Raw genomic sequence first — 20,412 nt, forward strand, 5'->3', positions numbered from 1 at the left:
TTAGAGGATTTCAAGTTGCTTGACGACGCGATCGAGTTCTTCGGTGAGAACGTTAAATCCTCTGTTGCGATCGCTTTCAATAATAGCCCGATAAAACCAAAGCGTTCCCTCTTTACCTCCTTTAAATCGAGTCCAAATCTCTTCTCCGTAGCGATGCCAATCGACTAAAATCGATCGCGCATTGTGCAGTTTATCTGCTATAATCACTCGACGCACTTGGGGCGAAGCATCTCGCAACCGCGCGATCGCAGCTAATTTTCGTTCTTTCCACGGCGGTTTGGGAATCGTATCCGACTCGGTACATTCCTCGACAATACTGGCAACGCTTTCGCCAAATTTTTGATAAATTTCTTGGCGGATTTTATCGCCGCCTTGGTCTTCTATGGCATCGTGTAGAAGCGCTGCGATCGCTTCGTCTTCATTGCCACCATCTTCTAATACCAAAGCAGTGACGCTTAAAAGATGACTGATATAGGGTACGCCGCTTGCTTTTCTGATTTGACAAGCGTGGAGTTGCGTAGCGTAAATTAAAGCTTCTTCAAAACGACTGGTTAGTTTTGGCGGTAATTCTGAATTCAAGGTCATACTTGATTAACGTTTGGCTGACGAAATTTGTAGATATCTTTTATGACTCGTACCCAACCATCGGCAACGGATTCTAGCAAGCGATCGCCTTTTTCTTTTGTTGCCGCCGTAGCATCTCCCATAACTCCACTTTGAGTCAATTCACTCGTCAACCAAGCAAAAGGAAGTTGTCCTTCCATACTTAATAAACTATCTTCTGGCATACCTTGGGGATATTCTGTTACTGCCTTTTCCATTTTTACTTGTTCTGGCAAAAGAGAAAGCATAATACTGGTTTCTGCATCGCCAGCATGAATGCCATATTCGAGTTCTTTTTCTGTCAATAATTCATGGGCAATATTCGGCACTCGCCAAGTAAACAAAGGAAAGACCAAAAAATCTCCGTATTTTTGATGAATATCTCTAGCGGCAATTTCCATAACCTGGGGTTGTCCGCCGTGGGAATTCATCAATATCAGTTTGCGAAATCCCGACCGATAGAGGCTATCAGCTATTTCTATTAATACTAATAATAAGGTTTGGGCGCTAAGCGTAATCGTTCCAGGAAAATGCCAATGTTCGTTAGATTTTCCGTAATAAAGACAAGGCAAACTATAGGCAGGAATACAATCTTCTAGCTTTTCTAAAGCTTTTCCTAAAACCCCCATTCCAATCGCCGAATCCACAACAATTGGTAAATGAGGTCCGTGTTGTTCGATCGCTCCAACGGGTTGAATAATTACAACATTTTCTTTATCTGACATTGACTGAATTTCAGTCCAAGTGAGATAGGGAAAATAACGTTTTTGCGGAATAAAACCATGCATCATTTTTATTTTGGATTTTGGATTACTATTGATATTAATTATTGTTTCATTAATACGCTAACGAATTCTCTCGACCATTTAGTGATATAAGTAGTTCCATTCACAACCATTTCTTTAACGGGTTCTTGCTTGCTGTTTCTGGTTGCAATAATGGCACAGGCAGTGAAGTCCTTATAAGGAGATTCTTGCAGAAATCTGCTAGAGGTGTTGTCAGGATGCAAAATGTGTTGAAAACGAATTTTTTGTCCCCTATCTTCTTGTAGAAGTGCCCAAAAAGGATATTCCCAATCTAAATGAGACGGGATTGCTTCTCCTCCTAAAGAAAAACCGATGTTGGTGCAATTTTGGGTTTTCAGAAAATTTATCGCTCCTAAATACGAAGCTGATATATGAGGTCGATTGGTAAAATATAGTTCGCTTCTGGGAGTATTGAAAATATTTTTTTCTGCGGCAATGGGACGAAATTTGTTCTCAAACACAAAAGGAAGGGAAGTAACGATTAAAATAACAGCTAAAGCTGTGACGATATAGCGGTTGGCTATCTTAGAAAAGACTAGACCGACAAACGCAGAAAATAAAACAAAAAGGGTTAGATGATGGCGGCTGTGATAAGGCTGGATCTTCAGCATAAAACACAGCAATAAAAATCCGCCTATTAGGGTTAATAAATAGCCGATAACTTTTTGGTTTTTTCTTAGCTCTCCTTTCAACCAAAATCCGATAAGAGACGCTAATAAAATAAAAAAGTGAAGGGGATTACCAGCTACATTCTCATCAAAAGACAAGCTAGGAACGCGGTAAGAATTTGCTGGAAAAGTTGTTCTGGGATCGTTTATATCAACTCCCAAAAAGCCATGAATGATACTTATTAGCTTTTCAACTTTTCCTGTAATTGGTGTAATAAAACTCTGAAGATTTAAGTATCTAACAATATCGACATGAAGAGAAAGATTTCTAAGAATATTAGAAATCCAAGTTTGCAAGCTATAAACTTCGATTTTGTAGTCGTCTGTATAATCTACCGTTGCGATCGGGCTTCCATATAAATCTATATTGCGTAAATAGTGACCGATGTTTAGTAAAAGGAAAGTACCAGTTACGATACAGAAAGGTTGCCACAATCTCCAACGCAAGCGGTTAACATACCAACAAAAAAGCCAAACCATAAAAGGAAAGGCAAGGATATAACCCGAACTCTTAGTTAAAATAGCTAACCCCAAGCAAGCTCCGATCGCAAAAACTAGGAGAGTCGGAGGTTTTTTATGAGGTAAGATCGAGAGAACATAATGAGCTAAACAAACTAACCAGAAAGCGACTACATAATCATTTTGCGTACTAGAAGCTTGGAGAATTCCCATCGGAATTGTGGTACAAAAAACCGCTGCCAAAATTTGACCGCGCCTATCTGCATCCAACTGTTTTGCAATTAAAGATACCCCGATAATACTACCTGCCATAGCCAACCATTGTACTAGGTTAGCCAATCTATCTCCGCCACTGAGAATCTGCAAGTGCATGATGGCAAATTCTGCGAAGGGTGGATGAACTAATTGAGCAGAATCGTAAGTTGGGTAGTGAGCAACGCTGTGATTTTGTATCCAATGAACTACCCTGGGCATATGATAGGTCATGGAATCCCAATTATTGGGCGGCGCAACGATAGAAATTAACCCGACTATAGCTAGGATAAAAACAACGCCACCTAGCAAGATGGCAGAAACTGGAGTGAGTTGAAAAATTTTCAGACCCTTAAACTCTCGTTTTCCTTCTCTGATGAGTCGATAATAGATAAAACCTGAAATAACAATAGTTAATCCCCAAGTGGCTAATACAGTGCCAAATGTTAGGAATTTAAATAAACTAAGGACTTCTGTAAATGCTGTCGTTAAAATACCCCAGATAACTGCGGCGGATAAAAAAGCGCTGCGCCAGTCTATTTCGGCACTCAAGAAAATTAGAAATAGAAGAATTAATGAGATTAATAGTAAGCTAGCCAGCATACAAAATAAAAACGTTCAAAGCTAGGTACATAGTAGCGATCGCCTTTGAAAAAAATAGTTACTTTTTTTTGGAAATTTTCTGGATCGATTTTAAAATGAAATAATATATGAATATAGCGAACGGGAATTAGTTCTGAGATCAAAAATTGGCTCGATTGTTAGATACAGTAGTGGTAACGTTAAAATTCCAAATATTAAGCTTACCAACCTTGTCGTTAATGGATTAAGACCGAAAAACTTGATAATTGGAATCGATAAATACGAGTACAGGACATTTTGACCCGTACTCCAGGAGGGAAAATAGCTTAGCCAAGAATTTCCCCATCTGTCTTTACCTGTCAACAGCAATGAGTATGCCTCATATCCAGCCGATGCTTCATCTTGATGGAGACTCGGTGGAATATCGGTAAACTGATAAACTCGCAGTAAAATCCCAACGATAATTATGACTAATAGTACCAATATTTTCTGTTGATTTATCGTGAATCTCAGCATAAGACAAACTATTCTTTTTTTTCGGTAGAGTCTAAAAAATGCTTTCTTTCAGCATCCTCCAACGCTTTTTGAGGCGACTGACGGCGGCGGCGATACCAAGTCGCCACTCCCACTAGCATTCCGGTTAATGCCAAAGCGCACATCAGAGGAATGACATTGCCGCTACTAAGTTCCTGCAAACCAGATCCCATCATGACGAAGGGTAAAATCCCAGGAACCGTTCCCAGCATGGTTCCGACTAAGTAGTCCCGAAAGCGAATGGAGGTCAACCCGGCGGCAAAATTAACAATTCCATAGGGAATCAGGGGCAGCAGGCGAACGGCAAACATATAAAACAATCCGCCTAGACGCATTTCTGCATCGATCGCTTCCCATCGTCCCGCTAGTTTCTGGGCAATGTATTCTCGTCCTACCGTTCGCGTAAAAGCAAAAGAAACCACTGCTGCAATTATTGCCGCAACCGTCGTCCACAGCGTTCCCCACCAAACGCCGAAAAGCGCGCCGCCACTGAGATTGAGCGGGGTTGATGGCAGGATTAAGAGCGTTCCCAGCGTATAGAGAAGCACATAAACAATGGGTGCCCAGATCCCCATTTTTTTCAGCCATGCTTGCAATTGTTCTGGATCGATCCCGCCAAGCCAGTAGAATCCTATCCCTGTCGCTACGATACAGAAAACGGTGAGAAGAATAATGCCACTTTTAGTCATTAGTTATTAGTCATTTGTCATTTGCGACCATGCTCGCATTTTACCTGGATTCATCAATCCGTAGGGATCGACTAACTTTTTGAAAGCCAATTGTTCGGGGTCGATGGTTTTTCTGCCCCCGTCTTCAAGGATGTAGGTGTGGGGATTGGCAATGCCTGTCCCATTTTCCTCGTGATAGCGAATAATTTCGTTGAGGCGTTCTTCTGTGGTGAAGCGAAACAGTTGCAATCCAGCAGGGATGGCTTTTCCACCGAAGCGAAGGAATTCTAAATGAATCGCTAGTTCATCGCCGAAGTGATGATACATGTGTTCGACGCGATCGAGGGTAAAGTAAAAGGTTTGTAAATAGGTGAGATTGGGATCGACGCTGCGGGCGTGAAGGGTGGTATGATTCCAAGTAAATTCGAGTATGCTGGTCCCTTTGCTGGCTTCTTGGGCGGTTTTGTTATAAGTTATCTCGCCGCCGTACTCGCGGACTAATTCTTGCAAAGGTTCTAGATCGGTTTCCGATACCATCAAAAGGGCACAATGCTTGCCTTGGGGAAGATAGCTTTGCAGGGCGGCAAAGTATGAAGGAATGGGCCATGCATGAATGCTGACCATTTTTTTGACGATGCCATCGCTATCGCTGAGGGCTTGTCCGAATTGCGCTGCCGTCATAAACTCATCGAAGGCGACGATAATTTCTGCCCAGGGATAGGCAGGGGCAAGGGGAATTTCTAATTCTGTAATAATGCCATTAGTTCCGTAGGCATGGTTGACCTTCTGAACTTCATCGCCTCGCAATTGGATGACGCGGGGTTCGTCTTCGAGGGTGACGACGCGAAGGGCGCGAAGATTGCCGCGATCGCGCAATTGTCCGTAGGTAATCGAACCCATCCCCACGCTACCGCCGCCGATAAACCCGCCAATGGTGGCTGTACGGTAGGTTGACGGTGCCATCCGCAATTCCCAGCCGATTTCTCTGGCTTGTTTGTCAAAGGCTGCCATTCTCACCCCAGGTTCGACGCAAGCGAGTCCTGGTTTAATCCAGCGAATTTGATTCATTTTGGTCGTGTCGAGAATTACGCCGCCTTCGAGGGGTATGCATTGTCCGTAATTTCCCGTTCCCGCACCTCTGACGGTGAGAGGGACTTTATGTTTGACGCAGGTTTTTGCCACTTGCATGACTTCTGCTTCCGTGGCAGGACGGACGACGAGATTGCCTCGCTTATCTTTGAGTTGTGCTTCTAAAATGGGGCTGAAGTGGTAGTAATCGAGGGAAAGTTTAGCCAGTTGGGTGGGGTCGGTAATAATTTCTATGCCGTTGAGTTCGGCAGCTATGGTATCCCAAATCGTTGTCGTCGAGGTCATAATTTTTTCTCGCGCAGAGGTGCAGAGTTATTTCATTAGTTTATAAATTATTAATGCCTAAACGCGAAGAAACGATAACCAAGATTGACCAGCTACCAGAATCTCTTGTTAGTAAGGTTAATGATTTTATAGATTTCTTACTAATGAAACAGAATAGTGAAAAATGGTAATTGTGGATGCAGTTTGCTGAGTCTCTAGAAATGGCTGAGTCAGACTTCTCTGACTACTTATCTAACTTAGAAGAAGACCTAAGAGTGGGAGCATCTTGCTCGCGAGTGGGACATATGCGCTTACGCGCACGCTAAGCGAACGCACTATAGATTATTATGGCTAATTAAACAGATTTAATATAACTCTTTCGCGGGGAGATGTAGTTTTGTGCGATCTCAACCCAGTCAGAGGCGACTAATGAGTGTGGGCTGGTAACTGGGAAATCCCGATCGCCAATCTTTAATAACCCAAAGTCAAAGCGCCTGGTTTGCGGGGATCTGAAGCACCGTACAATATGCCATTGACAGACATGATGCTTTGAGTACTACCTGCTGCACGTCCTAAAACCACATTATGTCCTTTATCGGTTAACAATCGAATTGTATCGCCATTTAAATCTCGTTCTACCTGTAATTCGTCGGGAAACCACTGATGATGAACTCGCACGGCATTGGTTGCTTCAGCAATATTCATGCGATGGTCGATCGCGTTGATAATAATTTGTAAAACCGTCGTAATAATTCGACTGCCGCCGGGACTTCCCGTGACTAAAAAGGGTTTTCCATCTTTCATGACAATGGTTGGTGTCATGGAACTGAGCATTCTTTTTTCGGGTGCGATCGCGTTTGCTTCTCCACCAATTAATCTAAATGCATTGGCAACGCCTGGTTTAGCAGTAAAATCATCCATTTGATTGTTTAATAAAATTCCCGTTCCCGGCACAGTTATTCCCGTCCCAAAGCTGAAGTTTAGGGTATAAGTATTAGAAACGGCATTGCCATCTTTATCGACGACAGAATAATGGGTAGTCTCGGTACTTTCTTCTATAAAATCGCCGTTTCCCGGTAAAATTTCTCGGCTTGGCGTAGCGCGATCGCGGTTTATTTTTTCGCGCAATTCATCGGCATAATCTTTAGAAATTAAACGCTTGATAGGAACTTCAACAAAATCTGTATCTCCCATATATTTAAAGCGATCTGCGTAGGCTAATTTCATCGTCTCTGTCATTAAATGAATCGTTTGAGCGGTATTATGACCGAGAGAACGAAGCGGAAATCTTTCTAAGATATTGAGCATCTCGACGAGATGAACGCCGCCAGAACTCGGAGGCGGCATCGAATAGATTTGATAGCCGCGATAGTTGCCTCGAATGGGTTGACGAATGACTGGTTTATATTTGGCTAAATCTTCTTTGGTAATTAAGCCATTATTGGCTTCCATTTCATCCACGATGCGATCGGCAATTTCTCCTCGATAAAAAGCATCTTTACCTTTTTCGGCAATTTGTTTTAAACTCTCTGCTAAATCTTTTTGGACGAGAATGTCTCCGACTTCATATAAACTACCATCTTGTTTGTAGAAAATTTCTCTGCTAGCAGGTGAGGCTTGCATTTGTTTCTTAGCAAACCTTAGAGAAACCCGCAAATCTTCATCAACGGGAAAGCCATTTTCTGCTAGTTCGATCGCTGGTTGTAAGGCTCTTTCTAAGGAAATTGTTCCATACTTTTCTAGTGCCAAAATTAAACCCGCAACCGTACCGGGAACGCCAACGGCTAAATGACTAAATCTCGTTTTTTGGTTATCGACTTCTCCATTTTCATCGAGAAACATATCTCGCGTTGCTGCTAAAGGCGCTTTTTCTCGATAGTCGATCGCAATGGTTTCGTTGTCTTCACGCACATGAACTAACATAAAACCACCACCGCCTAAATTACCCGCATGGGGTAGAGTAACGGCTAGGGTAAAGCCAATTGTTACCGCAGCATCAACGGCATTTCCTCCTTCTTTTAATACCTCTAATCCCGCTTGAGTTGCTAAGTCTTCCTGAGTAGCAACCATCCCATTTTTAGCAATTACGGGATGAAAAATATCGTCAGAACTATGGATGGGAAAGTCTTGAGCGACGGCATTGCCTGTTACGATTTTTAAAGAGATTATCAGCGCCAAACATCTTTTACTTGAATGTTTGAGCGACGGGGGATTGAGAGTTTTCATTTTAGCTGCGATCGCGGGTTTTTAAGCAAATTATCTGTTAATTCACTACTAAAAAGATGTTTGTAAATATAGTGCTAGGAAAATCAATACTTTGTTACAAAATTTTCAGAATTTTGCAGTACGATTAAAGTATCGATAACGCCTGATTTCCGAAGGGGGTGCTATATCCTATGCACGCACAACTTAAGGGCGAATCGCAATCCTAATCTAAAATTCTCTCGCAAGAACTCAATTAGAACTCAATAGAACTTTCGCAAAACTTACCGTAATCTATCTAGATTAACGCCATAGTCTCGTTTTAGCGAATAGTTTGCTCATTTCATTAGGGATGACAATCTCGCAGCCTCTTTTGATAGGGATTTGAGCTAGAGGTTGCTAGAGAAAAAATGCATCCTTTAACCTTCAACCTTCAGTTGACTCAATGCCTTCGTAGGGGGGACAGAATATGAATACTCACGAATTACTCATCCGATATGAAGCCAATGAACTAGATTTTGTTGAGATCGGCTTGCATCAAGCCAGCTTAAAAGGTGCCAATCTATCTCGGATCAATTTTATGAGAGCCGATCTTAGCCATGCCGACTTAAGTTTAGCCGATCTGAGCGGGGCTTGTTTGAATCAAGCCAACCTGACTGATGCTGACTTAAGCGGTGCTAACTTGGTTGGTGCTAACTTAATCGAGGTTAATCTCATCGGTGCAGATTTGTCTGGCGCAGATTTGAGGGGAGCAAATCTCTGTGGAGCCGATTTGCGATGTGCTAACCTGCACGACGCCAATTTAAGCGGTGCTAACCTGACGGATGTTAATGTCAATGGCGCTGATTTAAGCGGTGCTAATTTGAGCAATGCTAAACTGGCAGGAACCGATCTGAGCGTTGCCGATACCGTTGGAGCAGAGCTTTGGGCAATCGATTGCGAATCAGAAGAGTGCCATTTGACGGGGATGTCTCCTCATTGGATCACTTGGTCGGGTAACCGCCGCTAACTTTGGCGCTTATAGATACACTAGAGGCAGGCTGCTGCCTTGCCCCTACCAAGGGATTTGTTGCTAACCTTTATCGCACCGGGATGAAATTCTAGTGCGATCGCAATTTGCTATTTCTATCCCCTAGATTTATTCGGTCTAGGGGATAACAATTTCATAAGAAAAAATAAAGATTATCTTGTACGAAAGGGAGATTTCATGTTAATTCCGGTTTAATAGGTAATGTAGTCTGATTCGGGAGTAACATCTGATGAATCTTCCTAACATTCTGATTGCTTGGCTCGTCACTGCCATTAGTTTATTGATCGTTTCTAAGTTACCCATCGGAGTGGAGATCGATAGCTTTGGCAAAGCTCTGATTGCGGCTGCTGTTTTCGGGATTTTGAACGCAATCGTTCATCCCATTCTGATCGTATTGGGCTTTCCCTTTATTGTTATCACTTTGGGACTGTTTTTATTCGTCATTAATGCGATCGTTTTCGGTTTGGCAGCCGCTCTCGTTAGCGGTTTTAGATTGCGTTATGGATTTTGGAGTGCTTTGCTGGGAGCTTACTGGGTTTGGTGAATTCTTTGAGTTATCAAGTACTCGCTATAGCAGGATTAGGCGTTAAAAACTAAATCGTCTAATTCTGCATAGTCGGGCAAAGTTGTATTAATTGGCTTTCCCCGACGCAAAACAATGCGATCGCTTTGGGAACGCGATAACAATTCGCTAAAATATCTGGCTCTAAATAAGATTAAATCGGCTGGCAATCCAACCCCAATTCTTCCCAAATTTGGGAGTCCCATTAAATCTGCTGGCGTTTTAGTGACGCTGCAACACCAATCGCCATAGGGCGTATCGAGATGGGCAATTCTGACAGCTTGAGTAAAGACTTCTAATCCATCGTGGTCGCCAAATCCATAAAATGGATCTCGACAATTATCGCTAGCAAAAGCAACCGGAATTCCCTGTTGTTTCAATTCATGAACATCAGTAACGCCTCGCCAAAAAGGAGTGCGTAAGGCTTGGCGATCTTGAAGGTATAAATTACACATCGGCAAACTAACAATGCCAATATTTGCCTTTTTGATTGCAGAGATTGTTTGAGCGACAACTTCTTGCGGCTGAACGGCTAAACTACAACAATGACCGCAAATAATTTGTCCGGCAAACTCATTTCGCAAAGCAGCGATCGCTATCTTTTGCAAGCAAATTGAATCGATATCGCCATTTTCATCCGCATGAAAATCGAGAGTTAAACCTCTTTCCTTGGCAAGAGAGAAGATAGTATCGAGTTCGCTATCTAAGTTGGGATTCATATAAGCAACGCCTCCCAAAATTCCGCCAACTTCAGCAACTTTATCTGCTAAAGCAACCCCTTCGGGCGTTTGATAATAGTCGAGAGAAACAAGAGAAACTGCTTGTAAAATTACCCTATCTGCCCATTCTTTTTGTAAACTTTTAAAGACTTCAAAACTAATATCTACTTGTTCGCCAAACGAATCGATATGAGTTCGGATTGCCGTCGTACCGCGAGCATAACTGCATTTAATTCCAAATTCCATGCGGCGATAGACATCTTCTTCTTGCCAATATTGTTGCGAATCGCTTTTGGCAGTTGCTAGAGCCTTATCAAAGGTGCCGTCTAAATTGGGAGAACGTTCCCAAATATGACCTTTATCTAGATGGGTATGCATATCGACAAAACCAGGAAAAACAATGCCCTTGCGTAAGTCCACAAAAGTGGCTTCAGGATTGTTGCCAGAAGCTGGGATAATTTGTGAAATTTCCCCGGCAACAATTTCTAGATCGACTAAGCATAGACCTTCTCTCGTCTGCGCGGGAAAGCTGCTATTTTCAATTAAGGCAACGGGTACGTGGGCATTTTTGAGCCAATAGCGATCGCTACTTGGAATCATCGGGCAAAACCAACTGGTTAATTTACAGAAACCTCCTTTGATAGTATAGATGAAAATTTTCTGATGACTATAACTTGCCAATGTTGTCAAAAAATAAGACTTTACTTTTGATTTCTATAGGACTAAATATTCTTTTTATTGCTTTAGGCATTACTTTTACAATTAGGAGGGGTGGAATGTCTTATATAGTAAGAAGGCTCCCATTTCTTGAAACTTCTTCTCAAAAAAATTCCAATCGAGCCAAAGAAGTCCCCCGTCAAAACACTTATCGTTCTACCTACTATCAAATGAGATACAGTATTTTTAAAACTCTCCCCGACACTGAAGGCGAAATGATTTTATTAGGCGATAGTTTAACCGACCAAGGAGAATGGCAAGAACTTTTTAAGAATGCCAACATCAAAAATCGTGGTATTAATGGAGAAACAACAGATGGGATTATTGAGCGAATTAATGAAATATTAGAAACAAACCCCCAAAAAATATTTTTAATGATTGGAGTCAATGATTTTTGGAATGAAAGCAAAACTATTTCTATTGTAGTTAATAATTATAGAATAATTTTAAGTACTATCAAAAAGAATGCACCTGAAACTCAGGTTTTTGTTCAAAGTATATTACCAGTCAATCAAGCTCAGTATAAAATAAAACTAGACAATAAGGAACTGGGCGCTTTCAACGATCGCCTGAAAATATTAGCTAAGGAATTTTCCTATGAGTATATAGATTTACATAGTCATTTCCTTGACGAACAAAATCAATTATCGTCTCGATATACTTCAGACGGCGTTCACTTGAATGGAGAAGGATATTTACTTTGGAAAAAACTGATTGAAAAGTATATTTAACCTAAGTAGAGACGCGGGCGTTTCCTCATTGAGAAAGAGCGTTAACTCGCGTGAGCGATCGCAAAATTGGGACAAGTACGCTGGTTAGCTTTGTCTATCGCATGAATCGCGAGAATGTTCGTACTCCTACAAATGTAGGAATGGGCAATGCCCACCTTGTTTTTTGAATAGACATTCTCAACATCCCATCGCGATCGTACCCTCAAAAACAATTCTTTCTGAAGTTCCCCACATCAGATCGTAAATGTCATCCCGCACATAATGATGAAAACTCGAATATTCCCAATCCTTCGATGCACTTACCAATCCATGATGCACTGGATTGTAATGAGTATATTCAACATGACGAACAAAATCTTGCTCGTCTCGAATTTGATGCTCCCAAAATCGGCGTTGCCAAACTGCCTACCTCTAAATGTAAAAAAGCGATCGCGCTGCCAATAGTAAATTTATTATTGTCAAAACAGCGTCAGCGAATAAATGCTGCTAAATTGTTTTTGGGGTAGCGGCGACTTGGCTTCAAGTCCCGCACGCGATCGCGGTTAGCGGGCGATGGTGAAGGAAAATAATTCAAGCAATTATTCCCATCTCCGAGTCCCGAAAACCAAGCTATTGATGAATATTTAGTAAATTGCAATGAATATTGCCAATTTTCCCTGGTTAACAACCATTATTTTGTTTCCAATTGTCGCCGCCTTGTTCATCCCCTTGTTTCCCGATGAGGGAGACAAGCCAGAACAGGAAAAGACTGCTAAAACAGTGCGGTGGTATGCCCTGAGTGTGGGGCTAATTGACTTTGCCCTGATTGTCTATGCCTTCTACACGGGCTACGATCTCAGCGTTCCCGGACTGCAATTAGTTGAGAGTTATGCTTGGGTTCCCCAAATCGATTTGAAATGGTCGTTAGGGGCAGATGGTTTGTCTATGCCTCTAATCCTGCTGACTGGCTTTGTCACGACGCTGGCAATCATGGCAGCTTGGCCCGTTACCTTTAAGCCAAAGCTATTTTATTTCCTGATGCTGGCGATGTATGGGGGACAAATTGCTGTCTTTGCCGTTCAGGATATGTTGCTCTTTTTCCTAGTTTGGGAATTGGAGTTAGTCCCAGTTTACCTAATTCTGGCAATTTGGGGCGGAAAGCGCCGTCAGTATGCGGCGACCAAGTTTATTCTTTACACAGCAGGCGGTTCGCTCTTTATTTTAGTGGCGGGATTGACGATGGCATTTTACGGCAATCCTGTCACCCTTGACATGAGCGCGATCGCAGCCAAAGATTTCCCGCTCAATCTACAATTATTGCTCTATGGTGGCTTATTAATCGCCTACGGAGTCAAACTTCCCATCTTTCCCCTCCATACTTGGCTGCCAGATGCCCACGGAGAAGCCACCGCACCCGCTCACATGTTACTGGCAGGAATTCTCCTGAAGATGGGCGGATACGCGCTACTGCGGATGAATGCGGGAATGCTGCCCGATGCCCATGCAATTTTTGCGCCCGTCTTGGTAATTTTGGGCGTAGTCAATATCATCTATGCCGCTTTAACCTCTTTTGCCCAGCGCAACCTGAAGCGGAAAATTGCCTATTCCTCGATCTCCCATATGGGATTCGTCTTAATCGGGATCGCTTCCTTTACCGAGATCGGGGTTAGCGGTGCCATGCTGCAAATGATCTCCCACGGATTGATCGGAGCGAGTTTATTCTTCATGGTCGGCTGTACCTACGATCGCACCCATACCTTAATGCTGGACGAAATGGGAGGCGTAGGACAAAAGATGAAAAAGGTTTTCGCCATGTGGACGACTTGTTCTCTAGCATCGCTCGCTTTACCAGGAATGAGCGGTTTTGTGGCGGAATTGATGGTATTTATTGGTTTTGCAACCAGTGATGCTTATAATCCCGTTTTTAGGACGATTATCGTTTTACTCATGGCAGTTGGAGTGATTCTGACACCAATTTACCTGCTCTCAATGCTGCGGGAAATGCTCTATGGACCAGAAAATAAGGAACTCGTCTCGCATCAAGCTCTCATCGATGCCGAACCTCGCGAGGTGTTTATCATCGCTTGTCTGATGGTGCCAGTCATCGGCATCGGTCTCTATCCAAAGATCGTCACTCAGATCTACGATTCGACGACCAACCAATTGACCGCTTCAATGAGACAGTCAGTTCCATCGCTGGTACAACAAACTGCTGTCAATCCTAATAGTTCGTTCGGGTTGAAATCTCCTGAAATTCCAATTCAGCGTTGAATAGATCGCTTGTGAAAGTTAATGTTGTGGCAAACTCTGCTTAGAAATTAATTTCTAAGCTCATACCTAAAGTCCTCTTAAGAGGACTTTTTATATTGGTTCCAAGAGATTAATTTCTTGGCGAGTGGGGGACTCTTGGAAGAGATGGGCAATTCTAACGCGTCAGCTTTCGCTTGGATTTACCATTGCAAGTGCTTGCAGAGTCGCTAAAAGTTCTTTTTCTAGATCGGGCTTTTTGAGCAAGTAAGCTTTAGCCCCCAAGGACGCAGCCCTTTTCCGATCTTGTTCGTCGTTGCGGATTGAGAGGATAACCACCGGAATTTTTGCCAAATCGGACGATTGACGACAGTACAGGAGAAACTCAAAGCCGCTCATATTTGGCATTTCTAGATCGCAAACGATCGATTGAATGTTCGTATGTCGCTGCAATTGCTCGATCGCGTGCCAGCCGTCTCTAGCCTGTAAAACTTTATATCCCGCTTGTTGGAGAGTCAAATATAATGCCAGCCTGACCGTTATGGAATCGTCAATGACTAATAGGGTAGGAGGGCGAGTCGTTTTCTCGGAGATCGTCCTTTGAGCGGGCGTTGCAGCCGCCGTGGACAAAGCGTCATCATCCAAAACCGAATTGAGAAAAGCCGCGCCATCGATGACGGGAATTGGTTTGCCGGCTTTCGAGATCGTGCAGCCATAAAGATAATGAGGACGCGCGATTGCAGTTTCAAAGGGCTGAATGGTCAATTCTGGCTCTGCAATTAACCTTTCGATTTTCAACTCTAGGGCAAGGATGCGATCGCCCCGACCGTACACCAATATAGAAGAAAGTCGGCGCTTAGCAGCAGGACTCGTGCTGGTAGACAAATAAGCACGAGCCAGCAATTCGGAGAGTTGATAGAGGGGAATCGTTTTCTCTCGCCAATTTAACCAGCGCCGTTTTTCAGTCCGGCGGATCCGATTTTCTTGCAGCATGGCGATCTCGGCAATATTCTCAAAGGGCAGGGTCAAGATAACCGAATCTGCCATACAAACAAATTGTTTTCTCGTCGTCAGCGTAAGCCGGCTCGATGCAGCAGCCTGAGAAACGTTATCTGTAACCTCTCTCTCCTTCGGCTGACCGTTGAGTTCTGAAGTTTTAGGCGCAGTCGATGCGTTGTCGTTGCTTTCTTCCCCAACCATTTCCATGTGAATTTACCGTTATTCGGTATCCAATTGCGCGGCAGTTGTTCCCATTTCGCGAGCGACTGCCAACAGATAGGCAAAGGAGTTAGCGACGGTCGCCGATTGCTCGGAAGTCCGGTCTGCCATCGTCGCCGATTCCCTGACGAGTTGGCTGACGGAGGTGAAGTTTTCGGCATGGGCGGCGGCAGCTTGCGCGATCTCTTCCACTAAATCGCTCGTCTGGGCGTTTATTGCTACCAGTTGAGTGAGTTTCTGTCGGGATTGGGCTACCCATTTGGTTTCGTCGTTCAATTGCTTGGCTTCTTGCTTCATAACCGCAAAGATTTCGTTAATAGCAGTTTTAATTTCTGTCATTAGGTCTTCGATTTCTGAAGTTGCCGTTGCTGACTGTTCGGTGAGGGAACGCACGGCTTCTGCTACCGCCATCAGCTCTCGGCTTTCTCGATCGTCTCCCGCGCGTCCGACTTCTACTGCTACGTTTATTGCCAAGACATTGATTTGAGAGACAAAATCGTTGAGAGACAGCATCGTTTGGGTAATCTTGCGCGACACTTCGTCCAGATACTCGGTCTTTCTAACCATCTTCAACAACGTTTCTCGGATTCCCGTCATGCCAACTTCAGTCTGTCGCATTGCCCGATCCTCAGCCCTAACGGCGCGATCGGCATCTTCCATTTTCCGTTTAGCTTGACGCGCCTTAAAGGCAACTTCTCGAACAGAACTCGCCATCGCCTGAATTGCATTGAAAGCTTCTGCTATCTTCTCTGCCTGGAGTGCTGCTTCTAAGGAGAGGGTGTTGATGGCAGATTCGTTGTCTTGGGTGGTTTGCGTCACGGCTTGAGCGGCGGCTTGTACCTGCGAGGCAATCTGCCGCCGACTGGTGATATCGGTTTGCAAGCCGATAAAATGAGTGACTTCTCCCTGCTCGTTTTGCACCGGAGCAATCGTCAGCTCGTTCCAAAAGGGAGAACCATCTTTGCGATAATTCTTCAAAACCAGATGACATTCGCGCTGCTCGTGCAGTGCTCGGCGAATTTGCGCGACAGCATCGGGTTCTGTATCGGCACCTTGCAAAAATCGGCAGTTGCGCCCGATCGCTTCTGAGTGAGAATAGCCCGTCATTTTTTCAAAAGCGGGATTGCAATAGACGATCGGGTAGTCCGGTTGAGTCGCGTCGGCAATGCAAAGCCCGAAACTGGCGGCGGCGATGGCGCGATCGCGAGGTCGCAGCGCTCCCTCCAACTCCTGACGCGCTTGTTCGATCTCTTCTAGAACAGCCGCCTGGTCGAGGGCAAATCCCACTTGAGTCGCTAACTTAGTAAATAATTGAATTTCCGATCGCTCCCAAGTTCGAGGCGCGAAACACTGATGGGCGATCAGCAAACCGATTAGCTCTTTTCCTTGCACGATGGGAGCTACCAAGTTCGCCCTAACCCCAAAGCGCCCCAATAATTCGATGTGGCAGTCCGAGAGATTAGCGGTGTAAATATTATCAGTCGCCCGAACCCGACCGTTACGATACTGCTCGACGTGACGATCTTTGAAGCACGGGTCGATAATATTTGCTCCCAATGCCTTGGGCAAACCGGAAAGCACCGATTCGGCGACGACGGTTCCGCTCCAATCAGGCTCGAAGCGATAGACCAACACGCGATCGGCTTGTAGTGCCTTGCGAATTTCTTGGACGGTGGTTGTCAAGATATCGGCTGATTTGAGAGATTGGCGGATGCGAAGCGTAATCTCCATAAAGTGTTCTTCGGCTTCGGCTTCGGCTTTTTGCTCGGCTGGGAGACGGCGATCGAGGGCAAATCCGATTTGCGTTGCCAAGCGCGAGAAAAAGGTAATTTCCGACTGCTGCCAAGCACGAGGAGCCGAGCATTGGTGGGCAATCAGCAGCCCCAGAAGCTGACCGTCTTTAAGGACGGGGGCTATCAAGTTGGCTTTGACAGAAAATTGTTCGAGCAACTGAATGTAACACTCGCCTAAATTGGCTTTGTAGATGTTGTCGAAGGCTCTAACGCGACCGTTTCGGTACATCTCGATATGGCGTTCCTTAAAACAAGGGTCAAAAATTTTTGCCCCCCTCGCTTTCGGAAAACCGGGCGTTACGGATTCGGCAATAATCGTGCCATTCCCATCTGGTTCGAGGCGAAAGAACAAGACGCGATCGCTTTTTAATACCTGTCTGACTTCTCTAACTGCAATGGTTAGCAGCTCGTCCAAGTCTTGCGCTTCGCGCACCCGTAAGGTAATGTCGGTTAGCAGTTGAGTGCGATCGCCTTCAGCGTTTTGTTGTTTTAACAGATCTGGGATTTGGACGGCTAGTAAGTTCAGATCGGTTTTGAGAGCAATTAATTCGTCTGCGCCGCTAAATTCTAAGTCGCTTTCGGTTTCTCCTCCCTCTCGTCGCAATAATTTTGCCGTCTCTGCTGCGGTTTTGGCAGCACCCAGCACGGGACGAAGAGAACGATTGGTCAGCCACAGAGCGATCGCCAGTGCCAGTAAAGCAACTGCCCCGGTGCCAATCGCTATCCCCATCTGGAGTTGTCTCTTGAGTAGAAAGGTCAGGTAGATAATGTCTGCTGCGCTTGGATTACCCGATTGCTTGGCTTGGTTTGCCTGCTGCTCGCTCGATCGCTCGCTTACGTAGTAAGTCATTCCCCCAAGGGCGAGCACTGGCAGGACGCTAATCGCGATCGCGGTGGTTGTTGCTTTGATTCTCAAGCTCAATCCCCGCCGTTTAGAACGCGATGGTACTTGGTTTTCTGCTTTTGGCTGTCGTTCGTCGCCTGCTGTTTCTTTGCGATCGACTTGCTCGTTCGATTCTGGTTCTGCTGTTGCAGGAGAATGGCTATGAATCTCGGTAGTTTCGATAGTTTTATCTGTCTGCTGAGACGAGGAAGATCCGGTCACGACCAAGCCCTCACTAAAAATAGATATCGCTCGACTTATTTAAGCTTGTTTGAAGCATTTGCGAGCGTTGCGATCGACAAACAAAATTGTTTGATAAAAGTTTTTTTTAGTTTAACTTTAACTGGATTTTTTGTAAATTTTTATAAAATGCATTTGCAGATCCCAATAATTCCAGCGTAACCAATGACAGTCAACTAAGTAGCTGGAAATCGCTGAGGACAGTCTTGGCAAGCGATCGACTCATTAAACGCGATCGCGTTTTTAGACCATAAATCTATCTTAAAACAAAAAAGAATCGACCCAAAGATAGTTGACAGATTTAAATAAATAAGTTTTAAAAAACAAGATATGAATGGTTAATTAATCGAGCAGTATCTAGTTTAAACTACTTTCAAAACTCTCTTCAATCTAACTATTGTGATTATAAAATATCAATAACAAAAAAGATAAATTTTAATTTTATAGCGCTTTTGACTTTTGTCTAGATGTAATTTAAATAGACAAAAATAATCGTAGGGGCATTTTGCAAAACGCCCCTACAAATTAAAAAAGTAAAGAGTAGAGTATGGTTGAATTAACGCCGTCTTCTGCTGCTACCAAAACTTTTACTGCGACTTCCGGCACTGCTGCCGAAACTCCCGCTACGCTTTCTAGTCGAACCAGAGCGATTGGAAGGACGCAGCTCGCTCGAACCGTAACCCGAACCGCTTGCTCTACCAGCGTTAGGTGACTGCCTGCGAGTGGTGGCTCTGTTTGAAGAAGGTCGTCTCAGGTTGCCAGTCGTTCGCAGCGTTTGGCGATTTCTGACGGCAGCTGGCGGCTCGTTGTATCTGGCTTGGTAGCTCTGAACGGCGCGATCGTAGCTGCTACCATAGCCGCCGTAGCCCGTAATGACTACGCCGGGTTGATAGACTGGGGGGACGTAGTATTGAGGCGTAAACAATAAGCTGCCCAAAGCCTGACCGGCTAGAGCGCCAGCAAAAGGTGCCCAGAAGTTCGATTCCCGACGGATGACAACGGTTTCTGGCTGACCCGTTTGCGGGTTAGTTTGAGTTTGCGTGACGTTGTGAACGTACTCGATTTTGAAATCTTCACTCAGGTGCATTACTGCGCGATCGCCATTAATCTCGGCATAGGTCTTTTCTCCCTTGGCGATCTCTTCATCACTCAGACGCGCCATTTGCAGGTCGCTGGTGCGAAAAACGGGGGGAGTGGCACCGAGCAACATCAAAGTATATTCCCCAGTCGCATCGTCGTAAGTGGCTTGCTGAACGGGATATTTTCCGCTACCAACTTGATTGGAAACCGAGGTACTAACATTGTTTGGAGCTGACTGAGTTGGCGTTGATGTAGGCGAATCACACGCCACCGTCGTCCAACACAAAGTCAAAGAGAGAAGAATTGCTACTAATTTACGCGACATAAATAAATGGTTGTTTTGAAGGTCTAATTTTTCAGGGTTAGATTAAAGGATTTTCACTGGTCACTAATAACTGTTAACTGTACGGGCGGATTTGGGTTGTGGCTATGTAACAAGCGGTTATTTTTACAACTCAACCCACCCCTACCGAATCGCTGTTACAGAGGAACGAGTTCGGGAAAATTGAGCAACAGTTGCTCGTCAGTGAGTTCGTCTCCTAACTGTGCTGGAGAGAAATGAACTTGGATGGCGCGCAATTTGTTTTGATAGTGAAGGTCGATTAATGCTTTTAGACCCTCTTCGAGTGCCTCTCGGTCTGCTAAGTTAGTCTCTAGTGCGGGAACTTCGCCTTCAGCGGCTATCGTTAGCATAACAACTAAATTGCGAGTGGCGGGTAAGGACAAGAGTTCGTCATCCTCCGACGCTACCTCGAAATCTGTTTCGCTCAGATACCGCTGAGCCGAATCGGTAAATAACTCGGTGACGTAATCGCCAGCTTCTCCTTCGTCCCAAAAAACATCGCCTTCGTTAGCAGCCGATCGCCAGTAGAGATTCATTTGGAGAAGGGTTTGACAAATATCTACCAGTCCTTCTCCCAAAACCTCTAAATCTCCCTCCGATTCGATCGCGTCCCTTGCTTTGCTATTGAGAACTCCCAGCAAAGGAGCGACTTCGTCGCCTGCTAGATGGATGAAGATTCGACAGACGACATAGCGAGTTTTTCCCGATAGTTTATTGAGGCGATCGCGCCAAGCACTCATTGA

The 20,412-nt window shown here is 44.5% G+C and carries 15 protein-coding genes and 2 pseudogenes; 5 read left to right on the forward strand and 12 right to left on the reverse strand.

Annotated elements, in window-relative coordinates; translation table 11 throughout:
* From NIES593_RS15835 to NIES593_RS15855, 5 genes are all read right to left on the reverse strand, one after another.
* Positions 1-585 carry an HD domain-containing protein gene (locus NIES593_RS15835; protein WP_073600500.1) on the reverse strand — a complete coding sequence of 195 codons (585 nt, stop codon included), beginning with the start codon at positions 583-585 and terminating at the stop codon, positions 1-3.
* The gene (locus NIES593_RS15840; protein ID WP_073600501.1) at positions 582-1,394 is read right to left on the reverse strand and encodes a creatininase family protein; all 813 of its coding nucleotides are present in this window, start codon (positions 1,392-1,394) and stop codon (positions 582-584) included. The genes NIES593_RS15835 and NIES593_RS15840 overlap by 4 nt, the downstream gene beginning before the upstream one ends.
* A gap of 35 nt (positions 1,395-1,429) precedes the next feature.
* Positions 1,430-3,340 (reverse strand): ArnT family glycosyltransferase, encoded by a 1,911-nt coding sequence (locus tag NIES593_RS15845; protein WP_245817544.1) that lies wholly within the window; start codon positions 3,338-3,340, stop codon positions 1,430-1,432.
* A gap of 554 nt (positions 3,341-3,894) precedes the next feature.
* Positions 3,895-4,593, reverse strand: a complete 699-nt coding sequence (locus NIES593_RS15850; RefSeq protein ID WP_073600503.1) for a TVP38/TMEM64 family protein — start codon at positions 4,591-4,593, stop codon at positions 3,895-3,897.
* A gap of 6 nt (positions 4,594-4,599) precedes the next feature.
* Positions 4,600-5,946 carry an FAD-binding oxidoreductase gene (locus NIES593_RS15855; protein WP_073600504.1) on the reverse strand — a complete coding sequence of 449 codons (1,347 nt, stop codon included), beginning with the start codon at positions 5,944-5,946 and terminating at the stop codon, positions 4,600-4,602.
* Positions 5,947-5,999: 53 nt separating this feature from the next.
* Here NIES593_RS15855 and NIES593_RS25620 point away from each other — a divergent pair.
* A pseudogene (locus tag NIES593_RS25620) lies at positions 6,000-6,251 on the forward strand (hypothetical protein).
* Between the two features lie 145 nt (positions 6,252-6,396).
* Here the strand turns inward: NIES593_RS25620 and ggt are convergent.
* Positions 6,397-8,151 carry a gamma-glutamyltransferase gene (gene ggt / locus NIES593_RS15865; RefSeq protein ID WP_073600505.1) on the reverse strand — a complete coding sequence of 585 codons (1,755 nt, stop codon included), beginning with the start codon at positions 8,149-8,151 and terminating at the stop codon, positions 6,397-6,399.
* Positions 8,152-8,596: 445 nt separating this feature from the next.
* On the opposite strand from ggt, the gene NIES593_RS15870 reads away from it, so the two are divergent.
* Together NIES593_RS15870 and NIES593_RS15875 are read left to right on the forward strand one after the other, a co-directional pair.
* Entirely contained in the window at positions 8,597-9,136 is a 540-nt protein-coding gene (locus tag NIES593_RS15870; protein WP_073600506.1) for a pentapeptide repeat-containing protein, read from the forward strand.
* Positions 9,137-9,386: 250 nt separating this feature from the next.
* On the forward strand, positions 9,387-9,701 hold the full coding sequence (locus NIES593_RS15875; RefSeq protein ID WP_139253720.1) for a phage holin family protein: 315 nt from the start codon (positions 9,387-9,389) through the stop codon (positions 9,699-9,701).
* 35 nt (positions 9,702-9,736) lie between these two features.
* Here NIES593_RS15875 and NIES593_RS15880 read toward each other — a convergent pair whose 3' ends face one another.
* Positions 9,737-11,038 carry a cytosine deaminase gene (locus NIES593_RS15880; RefSeq protein WP_073600521.1) on the reverse strand — a complete coding sequence of 434 codons (1,302 nt, stop codon included), beginning with the start codon at positions 11,036-11,038 and terminating at the stop codon, positions 9,737-9,739.
* 80 nt (positions 11,039-11,118) lie between these two features.
* On the opposite strand from NIES593_RS15880, the gene NIES593_RS15885 reads away from it, so the two are divergent.
* The gene (locus NIES593_RS15885; RefSeq protein WP_073600507.1) at positions 11,119-11,886 is read left to right on the forward strand and encodes a GDSL-type esterase/lipase family protein; all 768 of its coding nucleotides are present in this window, start codon (positions 11,119-11,121) and stop codon (positions 11,884-11,886) included.
* Between the two features lie 177 nt (positions 11,887-12,063).
* On the opposite strand, the pseudogene NIES593_RS25625 reads toward NIES593_RS15885, so the two are convergent.
* Positions 12,064-12,291: pseudogene (locus NIES593_RS25625) on the reverse strand (REP-associated tyrosine transposase); the annotation flags it as partial.
* Between the two features lie 237 nt (positions 12,292-12,528).
* On the opposite strand from NIES593_RS25625, the gene NIES593_RS15895 reads away from it, so the two are divergent.
* On the forward strand, positions 12,529-14,136 hold the full coding sequence (locus NIES593_RS15895) for an NAD(P)H-quinone oxidoreductase subunit 4 (protein WP_175561155.1): 1,608 nt from the start codon (positions 12,529-12,531) through the stop codon (positions 14,134-14,136).
* Between the two features lie 162 nt (positions 14,137-14,298).
* Here the strand turns inward: NIES593_RS15895 and NIES593_RS15900 are convergent, their stop codons facing one another.
* From NIES593_RS15900 to NIES593_RS15915, 4 genes are all read right to left on the reverse strand, one after another.
* On the reverse strand, positions 14,299-15,318 hold the full coding sequence (locus NIES593_RS15900; RefSeq protein WP_073600509.1) for an ATP-binding response regulator: 1,020 nt from the start codon (positions 15,316-15,318) through the stop codon (positions 14,299-14,301).
* 12 nt (positions 15,319-15,330) lie between these two features.
* Complete coding sequence (locus NIES593_RS15905; RefSeq protein ID WP_073600510.1) at positions 15,331-18,228, reverse strand: GAF domain-containing protein; 2,898 nt, start codon at positions 18,226-18,228, stop codon at positions 15,331-15,333.
* 574 nt (positions 18,229-18,802) lie between these two features.
* The gene (locus NIES593_RS15910) at positions 18,803-19,651 is read right to left on the reverse strand and encodes a hypothetical protein (protein ID WP_073600511.1); all 849 of its coding nucleotides are present in this window, start codon (positions 19,649-19,651) and stop codon (positions 18,803-18,805) included.
* A gap of 155 nt (positions 19,652-19,806) precedes the next feature.
* On the reverse strand, positions 19,807-20,409 hold the full coding sequence (locus tag NIES593_RS15915) for a DUF1517 domain-containing protein (protein WP_015142704.1): 603 nt from the start codon (positions 20,407-20,409) through the stop codon (positions 19,807-19,809).
* Between the last annotated feature and the right edge of the window lie 3 nt (positions 20,410-20,412).

It is taken from the genome of Hydrococcus rivularis NIES-593 (assembly GCF_001904635.1).
GTDB lineage: Bacteria > Cyanobacteriota > Cyanobacteriia > Cyanobacteriales > Microcystaceae > Hydrococcus > Hydrococcus rivularis.

What these genes read in the sequence shown, in the direction of transcription:
- NIES593_RS15850 (WP_073600503.1), bottom strand. Translation starts at nt 4,593, where the DNA reads ATGACTAAAAGTGGCATTATTCTTCTCACCGTTTTCTGTATCGTAGCG.
- NIES593_RS15855 (WP_073600504.1), bottom strand. Translation starts at nt 5,946, where the DNA reads ATGACCTCGACGACAACGATTTGGGATACCATAGCTGCCGAACTCAAC.
- NIES593_RS15915 (WP_015142704.1), bottom strand. Translation starts at nt 20,409, where the DNA reads ATGAGTGCTTGGCGCGATCGCCTCAATAAACTATCGGGAAAAACTCGC.
- NIES593_RS15870 (WP_073600506.1), top strand. Translation starts at nt 8,597, where the DNA reads ATGAATACTCACGAATTACTCATCCGATATGAAGCCAATGAACTAGAT.
- NIES593_RS15840 (WP_073600501.1), bottom strand. Translation starts at nt 1,394, where the DNA reads ATGATGCATGGTTTTATTCCGCAAAAACGTTATTTTCCCTATCTCACT.
- NIES593_RS15910 (WP_073600511.1), bottom strand. Translation starts at nt 19,651, where the DNA reads ATGTCGCGTAAATTAGTAGCAATTCTTCTCTCTTTGACTTTGTGTTGG.
- NIES593_RS15835 (WP_073600500.1), bottom strand. Translation starts at nt 585, where the DNA reads ATGACCTTGAATTCAGAATTACCGCCAAAACTAACCAGTCGTTTTGAA.
- NIES593_RS15880 (WP_073600521.1), bottom strand. Translation starts at nt 11,038, where the DNA reads ATGATTCCAAGTAGCGATCGCTATTGGCTCAAAAATGCCCACGTACCC.
- NIES593_RS15885 (WP_073600507.1), top strand. Translation starts at nt 11,119, where the DNA reads ATGTTGTCAAAAAATAAGACTTTACTTTTGATTTCTATAGGACTAAAT.
- NIES593_RS15875 (WP_139253720.1), top strand. Translation starts at nt 9,387, where the DNA reads ATGAATCTTCCTAACATTCTGATTGCTTGGCTCGTCACTGCCATTAGT.
- ggt (WP_073600505.1), bottom strand. Translation starts at nt 8,151, where the DNA reads ATGAAAACTCTCAATCCCCCGTCGCTCAAACATTCAAGTAAAAGATGT.
- NIES593_RS15900 (WP_073600509.1), bottom strand. Translation starts at nt 15,318, where the DNA reads ATGGAAATGGTTGGGGAAGAAAGCAACGACAACGCATCGACTGCGCCT.